This window comes from Yersinia bercovieri ATCC 43970, from assembly GCF_013282745.1.
In the GTDB taxonomy this organism is placed as follows: Bacteria; Pseudomonadota; Gammaproteobacteria; order Enterobacterales; family Enterobacteriaceae; genus Yersinia; species Yersinia bercovieri.
Genome location: NZ_CP054044.1, coordinates 22943 through 34769 on the forward strand (window position 1 = coordinate 22943; position 11827 = coordinate 34769).

The window sequence follows — 11827 nt, forward strand, 5'->3', positions numbered from 1 at the left end:
TTTCAGTGAGTGCAATAATCAAAATGCACCCCCATTAGTCGAGTCACGGCCAAAGTTACGGCCCGCAGAAGAGAAGCGAATACGTGGACTGGACTCGACCACTTCCCCGTTAGGCAATTTACCCAGAGTAATTGTCCCCGCCGCGACCTTTTCAAAGTAACGGCGGGCATCTTCGTATCGCTCCCGGATTTCGTCAGTGTTTTGAGTTTCGGCACCACACAACAGGAAACGGGCAATATCACAGCACTTACCTACCAGAATGCCGGGAGTATCTGGCCAGGGGATGGGGTAGCGACCCGCCAGATAGCTGTCAATTTCAGCGCTGGCCTGCGTCAGCTTGACGACCATCACATGGTCATCAATCTGACCTGTAAAATTACGGTCAGTAAGGGCGATACACTCCCGCTCACCGAACGCATCCACCATATCTTGACGAGTCGCATACATGGCGTTTTACCTTATTTAGTCTTCTTGGCGGGGTTAGTGCCTTCAGACTCTTTGGACTCCGTATCGGGAGCTGGAGTCAGGCTGGCAATCTGCGCGTTGAGAGCGTCTATTTCTCGCAGCTGGTCGGCAATGGTGGCGCTGGCTTGCTCATTGGCCAATTTCAATTCATGAGCATCTTTCGAGAGCTGTTGCAGCCCCATTTCTAACTCCCCATTACGGTTCGTAAGCGATAGCATGCAGCCCTGCATATCCATAACCTGAGCCAATGCCTGCTTTAACGCCTCGCTTTGATCAGTATTTTCTGCCTGACCATCAGGCACATACGAAACAACCAGCATGGGTTCAGCCATCAGCTCAGCGAGAACCGATGAGCTAAAGTGACCATCAGTGTAAGTTTGGGTTTTATCGCTGTGGGCCATCCCACAGCGGCGGAAGCCATCCCGTTTTGCAGTGATTTGAATCGGCATTATGCAGTCTCCCCAGTCGAGCCAAACGCCATCTGCCAGAAACCATAACCGCCGTTACCACGCGCTTCAGCACCGAACAGGAATTTCCTACGCATGAAGGCATCCGGCGATTCTTCGGTAGTCTGCTCGACGAAAGTCGGTTTTTTGCGCTCCTGATAAATCAGTGGTTTCATGGATTGCTTGGCATCAACCAGGAACCACTCTGTGTCGGTCTTCAGTTCCGGTACAACCAGCACTTCAGCAGTGCCTTTGTAGATATTGGGGGTGTTATCGGGGAAGCGGTCAGCCGTCATCAAATAGTTGGCATCATCTTCCAGCGCGGGCGGCACAATCAAAAGATTAGGTTGGATCTTAAGTGAAGCACCTTCTTCATCCTTCATATTGCGTAGGGTAGCTCGCGCCAGACCGTAGCTTGCTTTGGCCTGTGCCAACGTCTGGTATGTCAACTTTTTGGTGCTTTTGTTCGAAACCGAGACACCCCTGACTGCATGGTCAGTATCAAAGAACGGTTGGCCGTCATAGCAAAGATTGACAAAACCATTACTCAGCAGCGCAAACACGATATCTGATGGCAGTTCAGCGGCAGATTGACCCGCGGCAGCGGCTTGCTGTGCATACCCCAGCAGTTGATCGTCTTCAATATCATTACGATCAACTTCAATCGTGGCTTCAAAGTCTTTGTTACGGATGGTGTAATTAAAGGCTTCCAACGCTTTAACTGCTTTATCACCAATCCACTCCCGCATTTTTGGGAAACGGCTTAACCAGCTGTAGTCATTCTCCTTACCGGTAGACGTCACTACCATGGCCACTTTTTGCCAGTCGGTTGGGGCTTGGGAAAATGCCTTCTGAAACGTCGCTTTCAGATTGACAAAGATTTGTTTAACAACTTTCGCATTTACAATCACAGTGCTTCTCCTAAATCAAAACCCAAACGCCGTCAGAATCGACAGCCATCACCTTGCCAGCCAACGGACGAGCATTGGTATCACTTGTCGCCGCTACCGTCTGACTGTCTGCGATATAGCAATCCTTACCCACTCGAGCCTGAGTGACGGCATCACCACCAAAGTTGGCAAAACACCAGTTTTTACCCCGGCGCACCAGAACATCAGCATCACCTGCAACTCCGGCACGGTTGTCGGCATAGCCATCAGCCACACCGAGAGTCGTTAATGCGGCTGTCGCGGCACCCAGTACGGCAAATCCGGCCGCATTGGCGCACACAATATGCCCCCCGAAAATCTCCGTAGCGGCGGCAATAGGAACTGGGGTCAGCTCACCGTCTTTACGCATGGTATTTCTGTCACGCATCGCCGTTCTCCTTAATGAATTGGGCTACTTCAGTGGCATCGAGGCCCATCAAACCGCAGACGGCTACACTGATATCACTATCATCATCGAGGGTGTCCGTGGGCGATGAACCTACTGGCGGCTTGCCTCTGGTCTGAGTTTGGGTGAGTGCGGCAATCTTTGGCGCTTTATCCAGGAAGCTCTTCAGACTGTCCGGGTTAGCCTTGGCCAGTGACTCCGCCCAGGCTTTCTGAGCCGGAAGCAATCGTCCGTCAGACAATGCGGCGGTGATGAGTCCGTCACACTGCTGACTGGCCAATGCGGCCATATTGGCTTGAGCCTGAGTGACCGCTTCACTGACGGCCTGATGCATAACATCGACAGACACCCATTTAACCGGGTCTGGCGTGTCGAGCTGTGCGGTCAGTGCGGCAATTTGTGTATCATGTTGGTCAAGCATTTGGAGCAAGTTCACCGATGCCGCTGCTGTCCCTTCATTATTTGAAAGGCGGTTAATCAGCTTCATCAGTTCGGCACTGACTTCTTCCTGCGTAGCAGATAGCGGCAGATTGAGCATCCAGCGCAATTGTTCGAGTAGTTCGTCCATTCCGGCGTTACCCTCAGAGGTTGAGTTGATGGCCAGGACGGATGCGGCAGCTAACATCACCGCGTCCATATCATCCAGAGCCGGTGTGTTAGTCAGTGCTGCATGGAGTATCTGCACCACATGACCGGATTTGTTGTAGCTAAAAACGGGGGAAATAAAGAGGTATTCACCTTTCAGAATCATCGCCGCTGCGGCGTCAGTCCAGTTGACCCCAGCAGCGTACAGACCTTCACCCTCCCGCCATTCCAGTGTTTTAAACCAACCGGATGCGGGGGCGGGCTGACCATTTTGGGCGGCTTTTAATGTCTGGTGTTCGTAATCAATAACGTAAGGCGTCGACCTGGCATTAGCGGCATCAATGAGCCGCTGTGCAATCTCAGCGTTCATCACCCAGTGATCACATTCTTCAGGGCGACCATCTACCGCCCGGAATTCGCCAGCGGGAAAGAGCTGGATGGTTCCGTGGGTCGCTTTTGTGATTTCGATTGCCAGAGCGGCGAATAATGTTTTCATGCCACCGAGAATACGGGGCCGTTAAAAGGGTATTCAGTGGAAGGGGTTCAGTGGATTACATCGAGGGGATAACTCGCGGATCATCTTGCCACTTCACCCAACACATTAGCAATGGCGTTAACCCGTTTTTAAACATGATTTAAAAACTCGGTGGTGCGATTAAGCGGGGTAAAGTCCGGCGAGAGTGTCAGTAAACGATTAAAACGCCCTGCGTCGATTACAGGACGTTTACGGTTACGAATCAATAACACGGCGAAAGTAGTCTAAACCGGTGTTTTCCATAGCTTCCACATCCTGCTCGGTCAGGTGCAGAAAAGGACGCGCGGGCATCTTGATGGTATAGGCACCCACCGCCGCCGTTTGCACAAAATTGGACTTTGACTTTTTAACGAACCGGTTACCTACTTCACCGTTTTTCTTCTGCCTGAAGTGCATATCCTGCTTACGGGCTTTACGTTTGATTTCACCACCGAACTGGTGAATAGGGCCGTAGACCGAATTAGTCCCGACGCTAGCACTATCATTATCACTCTCTTGCACGGTGCTCGCCGCAAGACGCCCCGACAACTGTAGAATCTGACCACCGGCGCGTTTTTTCGCATACGCCGGACTCCATCCCATCCAGGCAGGTCGACCCTGATTTTTAAAGTTCTCTTCAACAGCGTCTCCCATTGCTGCCGCGAGTTCACGCATCAACGGCCCACGGTGTTCCAGCTTACTGATAAGCTCACCCAGGGAGCGCTCAAAATCGGTAACGTTGAACTTGATACCAATACTGCCACCCATCAGAGACTCCCTGCCAGCACCGTGAGGTTAGCAAGCTCATTGCGGTGAGCCTCAGACAGCACCGCGCCTTTGTGCATCAGTTTGACCGCCAGACCGGTATTACCGGCACTGAGCGGAACAGTCACGCCATAGTCACTTTTTCCCTGGCGAACGATGTAGACCAGTTGCTCATCATCGAGCAATGTCGCCACCGGACGTTGCAACAGTTCCGGCAACTCCGCCCATAACGGCCCAGGCGCATCCAGTACCGCATTATCAAACGCCGTTAAAGTCACAGAGCCAGGCGCTTGCCCGCGCATCTCCAGTTTGGTGAGGGTCTCGGGTTCAATAGCGCCAAGATGACGCAATGAGCCTTTGGGTTTTGGCTGGAGTGACACCTGATTGACCCAGCGTTTAACATCGGTTTTAACGGCATTTAACAGCGTGTTATCGCTCAGGGTTTCTTTGACGGCGAGTGATGCCAAGCGCGGAGACGCCACCGCAGATTTATCCATTAACCGTTGCCCCAGTGCGGACAAATTACCCTGGCCCGGATTGTGACCAAAGCCCGCATCTGGTGTATACAGTTCGCCATTGATACGAAAAGCCTGAACTGAGCGCGTATCATTTGGCCCCCATGCCTGTTGCACGGTCTCAATTCTGTCCTGGCTGGATTGCACGGTGATGCTATAGCGGTTGATATCCGCCTCAGAACGCGCCCGAACGCGGCAGCGGCAACGGTAACCATCCGGCGGATACATAAACTGCCAGACCGGATCATCATAACGGGCGGTAAAGCCATTTAACGCGGCATGTTTAGGGCGGGTTAGCCTGTCCATCACCGCGATCCGCTCCCAGTAGGGACGAAACTCGGCGTTGGCGAGCTGCTCTTCATAGCGGCCCGCGTTATAGGCTGACTGCATATTGGTCTGGAAGATGGTTTTCAGGCGGCGCGGGGTGAGCTGCTTACCTTCAAGAACACCATCCGCATCGGCCACCAGTCCTTTCCCCATCCAGCCTTTTTGCTCCAGCACCGGGATAAGTTGCTTTTTGAACTGCTCAAAGGTGGTGCCGTTACGCAAGCTGTCATTCAGGCTATGGCGAACATCTTCCAACACATCTTGCTTCAATATCCCTGCCACGGTGAACGCCGTGGCATGGGCGCGGGCTTCAACGTCATGCCAATTAAAACCGATGGTGTAGCCCTTCGACTCAAAATAGCGAATAGCCTCTTCTGGCTTGAGCGTCATCGCCTGGGCCAGATTGACATCAGCTCTCGGCATTGAGATGCCCCCAGATGTCTGCCACAAAGATGGCCTGTGTCAGCAGCTGCTGGAGCTGATTATCATCCAGCGCCGGATAACTGGCCGCGATGATATTGATAGCTTCGTCAGGCGATTGCCCCTGATTTAGCGCAGCAACCAGCGGCGTTATGAGTTTCTCCATAGCCTGATTGATGGCTTCAGGCACTGTTTGTGCCTCATCAAGAACCACCTGCGCGGGGTCATCACTCTCCGGGTTCGCGGTCAATGCCACAAAAGATTTAAACGGTTGCGGGTTGGATGCCAGAGACAAACTGGCTGACATCGGCGTGGGTTCTGGCGCGGTCAGCACATCTTCGCCTTGTTGCGGCACAGGGATACCGAGCTTCTTATGTATCCACGAGGTCGGGATGGTCTTCATACCGGCGCTCACCAGGTTAGATACCCCCTCAGAGAAGACTTTAATATCCTCAATATCACGGGTATCAAACACCAACTTAGGCTGACGACGTGCACTAACTTCTTTGCCATTGAGCGCCAATAACATCCGAATAAAGCCCCGGAAGAATCCCTCAAGCTGGCGGGCATCAGACACCAGAATGTCATGGCGCACATCGTTATGGACATTGCCCAGTGCATTGGTTGAGGATTTGCCATCAGCCTGACTGGTGAGGGTTGCGCCCAGGATAACTTTGGATTCGGTGCGCTCCGCCCAGTCAATCATGGCCTGGAACGGGTCAGACTGTCCGGTGGCCGCTGAATGAAACTCAATCGAGCTACCATCAGGAATAACCCCTGCCGCATCATGGCCCAATGTCACCAGTGCATGAAGCAATGAGTCTTTTTCTTTATCAGTGGCCCCGGTCATGAACTTACCGACACGCAACGGCAGTCCGTAAATTTCCAGAAATTCCGCCATATCACGTAAGGCATAGTTCTTAAACAGATAAGGCCAGACCAACACACGGTATAAACCGGACTGCGCAATAAAACCGGGCTTGGCATTATGCGTATGTACCAGCCAGCCGAACGGCCAGAGTTCAGCGCCATTAAAGGTGCCGTCATTGAGGCGTATTTCGTCGTTGGTCTCCGGGGTGGTACTGAACCAGCGATGGGGGCGCAACACCATCTTGGTGGGCAACCAGACATTTCCCTCCAGTTCCCAGGTCTCAATTTCCTGCGCGGCAAAGCCATGGCCGATAGCATCGGCGGCATTGAGAATGATATCTTCCATATCGGGGATGGATTTCAGCCAGGAAGAAACCACCACCGCCAGTTCTTTTTCGGCAGCAGTCGCATTTTCCGGTGGCTCAATGCTCCAGTCCAGTGTCAACAAGGCATTCTTGCGCTTGGCCATCTCCGAGAAAATATGCCCGTCACGCTCCAGCATATCCTCAAACAAATCCGCCTGCGCGGACAGGTCGCCCCGTTCTGCGGCCTCAAGGATATGGGGCAATTTGCGAATGCTCAGCCCCTTGGACGGGTGCATTGGCCACTGGCGGTTAAGCTGTGCGACACGTGAGGTCTGGGATTCTTTCAGTACTTCACGTTTAAGCGGGCGACCATACTGGTCAACGATTTGTCCCATACTACCAACCTCCCGAGCCGAACCGACTACCGCGATCATTATCTCGGCTACGCGGCACCGGCGTAAATTCAAAGTGACCCGCACCGGAAACAGCCAGCGCCCACAACATGTGCAGGGCGTCCGGGCCATCATCATGATCGGCTTTGGGGAAATGACGTAATTGTTCAATCAACGTGGTCTGGCTGGGGTGCAGGCGGATCAAGCCATTCACCATGTGCGGCTGCAAAGATTCGATACGTAACAGCTTATCGGCACTAGGCGACACGCCGCGAGCTGGCACAGGTATACCCGCCTTGGCGGAGCGCTTGATTAACTCGGTGCGCAAGAATTCCTGAAATGCGACGGATTCAACGCTCCATATCTGGCAGCGATAAACCTTCTGTAACTCGATAATGTCCGAGATTATCTTATCCGGCACCCGTTTGCGGATGGCTGCCTCGACCACATCAAGAATCCCCGTGTGACGGTTAAAGCCGCCGACCAATAAGGCGGAAGGGTCACGACTGTTACCGCGCAAACCGAGGCTTGGGTCGCAGGCTCCGTAGAAAATCCACTCGGCAAGTCGGTTAACCCAAAAGTGAAACACACCTTCTCCGGCAAAAATCGCATCTTCACCACTGACCGGATCATTCTGATATTCTGCGTCAAAGGTGGCATGGCCATCACGCGCACGGATAAGCATTAAGGTGTAGAGAGGACGGGCTGACCAGGAGACAATGGCCCCCTCGTCCATATCTGCTCGGTGTTGCTGATAGTAGGCATTGGCCAGCATCTCGCCATCCTGCCCGTTGTTACGCAGAATTTCTTCCCACGTATCCCACAGCGACATGTTATCTGGCCAACGAATCAGGGCCTTAAATCGGGCGACACGCCACAGCGGATTTTTGAGTGTGCGGGAAAGGACAGAATCGTAATGCAGGATAGTCCCGATGTAGATAACATCGAGCTTACCACCCGCCGTTCCCAGCGGTAACACGGTCTTCTTTAGCCAGTTTTCCAGCTTCTCGCGTTGCTCCGGGCTGCGGACTTGCTCGTCATTCTCGATATCATCCAGCACCACCAGATCAGGACGGTATGGCCCATGGCGCAAACCACGCAGTTTCTTACCGGAACCGGCCACCTGAACTTTAATATCGTTGCGGGTCAGGATTGTCCCCATCTGCCACACACGACCCGCGCCACAGACATCAGGGAAGTCCATCAACAGACGCGGGTTGTACACCAGTTCGGCCTTGATGGCTTCCAGCATCGGATACGCCTGATCAATGGAGTCCATTACGATGACCGGGTAATGTTTGATGCCACAAATAATTGTCCACAGAACAAAGAGCTGGCTGACCAGAGTGGATTTGGCTTCACCACGCGGGGCGGCAATGGCATCGTTCTCGCCCTTGGGACTGGCGACAATCTCCGGCAGGCGACTGAACAGATATTTATGCAGTTCGCTTTTGTCTTTATGACGCACATAGTGCGGGAAATAATTCTCGATAAAGAACTCATAGCCCGTCACCGGGTCTTTTACCTGCTGGTGACGCTCAGCCACCGCCGCCGCTGAGGGGTCAAAACCCACATCCTCGGCTTCAATGGTTCTGCGCAGACTGGCGGCGAGGTCTGCCAGTTCGCTGGCAAAGTCACGCGCGGTGAATTTCTTCGCCATAGGGCTATTCCAGCGCCTTATTAATTTCGTTAATCAGACGGTCACGGGCTTGATAGGTCAATTCGCCATAACCCGCATCCGCGTGATGCTTCCCTGTTGATGTCGTCACAACGATATAGCCATTACAGTTGACTTCTACGCCGAGAATATCGCTGGCCATAACACTGTAATTACCGGTCAAACGGATTAATTTATCAGCCATAATGTTTCTCCACTTCATCACCAAAGGGTTCTAATATCTCGACGAACGCCGCTAAATGCTGGGGGTGCTTCTCAGAAATAAAGATGCTGAGTTTCTGGAGAACATCCAGCGCAATGGCCAGTTGACTGGTTTCCGGCAATATCTTCTTGCTGGCAGATATCGCCTTGTTAAAGGCATCCGCCAGACTGGCCAACAGCTCGACCCGCTGTTTCGCGGGAAGCTGAGAGTCACCGTTAAGCTGCTCCAGCGTGGTCTGGTACTGCGTGACCAGTCCGGTCAGCACTGCCCGGCCAATATCCTCCAGTCCACCGCCTGCAATCACGTGAGCGGCCCGCAATTTATCCCAGTCATCCCCGTTGTCCTGTGCCTCTTTTTTCCAGCGACGGGCGGTAACAAAAGGGATTGCCGCCTGAGCGGAGGCGATTTCCAATGACATCTGGCCGAAAATATACGACCTACGCAGCCTGTCCCGTGTTTCCTGCGGATGCGCCATCGTTACAGCCCCAGACGAGCTTTAATAAGCACGATAGCTGTCGCAATAAGCCCCCCGGATAAACCACCCGCAATGGCTCCGGCCACCGCACCACGGCGGGTCGCTTCGACCTGAATTGCCGTCATATTGGTTTCTATCCGATCAAGTTTTAAATTGATGTCAGTCAATATCTCCAAGTCCTGCCCCGGAATAATGAGCTGGTCTAGTTGAGTGCTGATTTTTTTCAGCGCACTGACTTCACTCTCAACGGCATGAACACGTCGACTTCTGCGTTTCTGGCGTGATTTCATTTGTCTGCCTTCTTATCCAATTTGCCATCAATGCGATCAATGGCGCTTCTGACATCACGTAATGTGTTCATCATGAGGTCAAAGTTTGTTTTGGCATCTTCACGCCGTTGATAATCGGTTTTTATATTTTCAACCGATTTTTCCAGCGCGGTAATATCCTTTTTAAGTTCGTTAATCCATAAGCCGAAAAGAGTAGAAACCAATCCCAAAATAATTTGGAATGCCATTGCCAGATCAAATATCACTTAGCACCGCCCGAATAATATTTATTGATTTGTATTAATTGCGTTTCTAATTGCTGGCACCACTTCCCGTAATCTGTGGAGTGGGCGAGAATATCTTCTGGTGGTAGCCCGCTATGGGTGGGCTGGGTTTCGCGGGCAGTTGGTACAGAACCGCTGGCGGTGGGTTGCACTCGCTGATCACAATCGGCGTAGCCAAGGGCTGACTGGTAGACGCACAGGCTGTTAGGCCCAAGGCCAGTATAGGTAGCGCCATCTTTTTGAGTCGCATCATTGATTTGCCTCTTGAGTCTCTGGTTATCGCTATAAAGTGCGTCGATTTTGGCCTGCAACTCAGCAGACAATTTATCGCCCAACTGCTGAGCGGCTCTCTGTCGGGCCAGCGCGGTCTCTAACGCCGCAGAAGCATCATTAGCCGCCTTTGCCTTTTCTTCTAACCAGACGGTTTTAGCCTGGCTAAAATCCAGCCGTTCATCAGCAAGTTGCTTGCCGTAAATCAATGCGGCCAGTGCAAACCCTGCGACAGCAGCCATAAGCAACACCAACAGGGTTTTCCAATAGGCTTTAAGGAGCGTCCGCAGAATTAGCACTGGAGACCTCCTTATCACGTTTGAGCGCCTGGTGTTTTGATGCCTGGCTTTGAGTGACCCACGCGGCCAGATACAATCCGAACCAGATATCACCGGACTGGCCAAAGATGGTGGCCCACAGTAACGCGAGAGAGGACACGATAAACGCCCCCACCAGAGTGGTATCTGACGTCGACAATCGCCCAGATGAGGGGTTGGTGATGAGTTCTTTAAGGGTTTTCATGATGGACATAGGACACGCTCGGCAACAGTTAAGCGAGCCTGGCGGTCTGCCAAGCCATTGGCACCGCCATTAATCACTTTGGTCAAGAGAACAAAGCTACCGTTATCGGCATATTGGTTGCAGTTATTAACGTGCCAGAACCAGCCAGCAGAACGGGCCGCATACTCATCTTGCAACAACAGGTCAGGGTTAGTGATAAGGTCGATTTCTAACGCATGGCCGCAGCGGTAATAGTTATCCAGGAAGGTGATTTGCTTCAGGCCACGGCCACGGAATTTCCAGCCATCTCCGGGCGCATTATTACCATAGCGTTTACTGTAAACAAGGTTAGCAATGGCTTTTTGACGTTCAATAGGGACAACGGTTTCACCGGGCTGACGGCCCAACATCGCGCATTGACCCGCCGTTAAACGGGTATTAAAGGTGGCTTTTAAGCCCGCTATGCTGTAGTTAAATGATTCGACCAGTGTTTTAAAACCAGCGCTTTCATGCCCGACCTGAGCAATAAATGCAGCATGTCGGCGTGGTGTATCGATACCGAATTCATTCATGGCCGACAGAATATGCGGATACCAACGCGATGCGAGCGCGGGCGATAAAGAAGCGGCAAGTTGAAACTGTGATAGGGATATTTGCATGACACCATCCAATGGGTTGGGATGGTGTCAGTATTGCTACGGGGGCTTTATATAATCAGTGGAAGGGGTTCAGTGGGGAGCATCAATATCAATTATACCAAGTTCTTCTACTTTATCTTGTGGGGGGACATTTATCTCTTCTGTACAATATTTAACATCTTCGAGATAACGTGCCTTGCTGGATTTAATTGCCAAACGATTATCTTTTTTCAGCCCATCAACTCTAGCATCAAAATAAATGGCTGCTGAGTTTGGCAAAGTGCTACAGGAGTCAAATGGAGAAGGTAACGTTGCTGCGTCCTCCCGCAGAGTTTGCATTGTGCGATTGTAACCCGTGAATGTTGGGGTTATGCCAATGTTTTTATAGGATATCAATATAGCATCGCTGAGTTGAACCGCATCCTGCACCCTAACTAATATAAAGTCTGCATCATCTTTATGAGTTTTATACGAGGCAACCATTTTAGAGTTATCAACCATTGATGCCCCTACATTGCCTGCCAACAACAAAGATATGCAGGATAGTAAAATCGTTTTCATCATCATTCCA

The 11827-nt window shown here is 51.9% G+C and carries 17 protein-coding genes; all 17 read right to left on the reverse strand.

The window, feature by feature from the left end:
- Positions 1–18 precede the first annotated feature (18 nt).
- The 17 genes from HRK25_RS00130 to HRK25_RS00210 all read right to left on the reverse strand — a co-directional run bounded on the left by HRK25_RS00130 (position 19) and on the right by HRK25_RS00210 (position 11823).
- Complete coding sequence (locus HRK25_RS00130; RefSeq protein WP_005276853.1) at positions 19–447, reverse strand: gp436 family protein; 429 nt, start codon at positions 445–447, stop codon at positions 19–21.
- 11 nt (positions 448–458) lie between these two features.
- On the reverse strand, positions 459–914 hold the full coding sequence (locus HRK25_RS00135) for an HI1506-related protein (protein WP_032898426.1): 456 nt from the start codon (positions 912–914) through the stop codon (positions 459–461).
- Positions 914–1822: a Mu-like prophage major head subunit gpT family protein gene (locus tag HRK25_RS00140; protein WP_005276852.1), complete on the reverse strand. Its 909-nt coding sequence runs from the start codon at positions 1820–1822 to the stop codon at positions 914–916. Before HRK25_RS00140 ends, HRK25_RS00135 begins: the two co-directional genes overlap by 1 nt.
- Positions 1823–1832: 10 nt before the next feature.
- Positions 1833–2228, reverse strand: coding sequence for a hypothetical protein (locus HRK25_RS00145; protein ID WP_032898425.1), 396 nt, complete (start codon positions 2226–2228; stop codon positions 1833–1835).
- Positions 2221–3327 carry a phage protease gene (locus tag HRK25_RS00150; RefSeq protein ID WP_005276848.1) on the reverse strand — a complete coding sequence of 369 codons (1107 nt, stop codon included), beginning with the start codon at positions 3325–3327 and terminating at the stop codon, positions 2221–2223. The genes HRK25_RS00145 and HRK25_RS00150 overlap by 8 nt, the downstream gene beginning before the upstream one ends.
- 234 nt (positions 3328–3561) lie before the next feature.
- Positions 3562–4113 carry a phage virion morphogenesis protein gene (locus tag HRK25_RS00155; RefSeq protein WP_032898424.1) on the reverse strand — a complete coding sequence of 184 codons (552 nt, stop codon included), beginning with the start codon at positions 4111–4113 and terminating at the stop codon, positions 3562–3564.
- The gene (locus HRK25_RS00160) at positions 4113–5375 is read right to left on the reverse strand and encodes a phage head morphogenesis protein (RefSeq protein WP_032898423.1); all 1263 of its coding nucleotides are present in this window, start codon (positions 5373–5375) and stop codon (positions 4113–4115) included. Before HRK25_RS00160 ends, HRK25_RS00155 begins: the two co-directional genes overlap by 1 nt.
- Positions 5362–6942: a DUF935 domain-containing protein gene (locus tag HRK25_RS00165; protein ID WP_005276844.1), complete on the reverse strand. Its 1581-nt coding sequence runs from the start codon at positions 6940–6942 to the stop codon at positions 5362–5364. The genes HRK25_RS00160 and HRK25_RS00165 overlap by 14 nt, the downstream gene beginning before the upstream one ends.
- Position 6943: 1 nt before the next feature.
- Positions 6944–8599, reverse strand: a complete 1656-nt coding sequence (terL, locus tag HRK25_RS00170) for a phage terminase large subunit (protein ID WP_005276842.1) — start codon at positions 8597–8599, stop codon at positions 6944–6946.
- 4 nt (positions 8600–8603) lie between these two features.
- Positions 8604–8801 carry a hypothetical protein gene (locus HRK25_RS00175; RefSeq protein ID WP_032898422.1) on the reverse strand — a complete coding sequence of 66 codons (198 nt, stop codon included), beginning with the start codon at positions 8799–8801 and terminating at the stop codon, positions 8604–8606.
- Positions 8794–9294: a DUF1804 family protein gene (locus tag HRK25_RS00180; RefSeq protein WP_032898421.1), complete on the reverse strand. Its 501-nt coding sequence runs from the start codon at positions 9292–9294 to the stop codon at positions 8794–8796. Before HRK25_RS00180 ends, HRK25_RS00175 begins: the two co-directional genes overlap by 8 nt.
- A 2-nt stretch (positions 9295–9296) precedes the next feature.
- Positions 9297–9584, reverse strand: coding sequence for a hypothetical protein (locus HRK25_RS00185; protein WP_032898420.1), 288 nt, complete (start codon positions 9582–9584; stop codon positions 9297–9299).
- Positions 9581–9829: a hypothetical protein gene (locus tag HRK25_RS00190; RefSeq protein ID WP_244262467.1), complete on the reverse strand. Its 249-nt coding sequence runs from the start codon at positions 9827–9829 to the stop codon at positions 9581–9583. Before HRK25_RS00190 ends, HRK25_RS00185 begins: the two co-directional genes overlap by 4 nt.
- A complete protein-coding gene (locus HRK25_RS00195) occupies positions 9826–10359 on the reverse strand; it encodes a hypothetical protein (RefSeq protein ID WP_005276832.1) in 534 nt (177 codons plus the stop codon). Before HRK25_RS00195 ends, HRK25_RS00190 begins: the two co-directional genes overlap by 4 nt.
- A 31-nt stretch (positions 10360–10390) precedes the next feature.
- The gene (locus tag HRK25_RS00200; protein ID WP_025377249.1) at positions 10391–10648 is read right to left on the reverse strand and encodes a hypothetical protein; all 258 of its coding nucleotides are present in this window, start codon (positions 10646–10648) and stop codon (positions 10391–10393) included.
- Complete coding sequence (locus tag HRK25_RS00205) at positions 10636–11271, reverse strand: glycoside hydrolase family 19 protein (protein ID WP_032898441.1); 636 nt, start codon at positions 11269–11271, stop codon at positions 10636–10638. Before HRK25_RS00205 ends, HRK25_RS00200 begins: the two co-directional genes overlap by 13 nt.
- A gap of 75 nt (positions 11272–11346) precedes the next feature.
- On the reverse strand, positions 11347–11823 hold the full coding sequence (locus HRK25_RS00210) for a hypothetical protein (protein WP_152411974.1): 477 nt from the start codon (positions 11821–11823) through the stop codon (positions 11347–11349).
- Between the last annotated feature and the right edge of the window lie 4 nt (positions 11824–11827).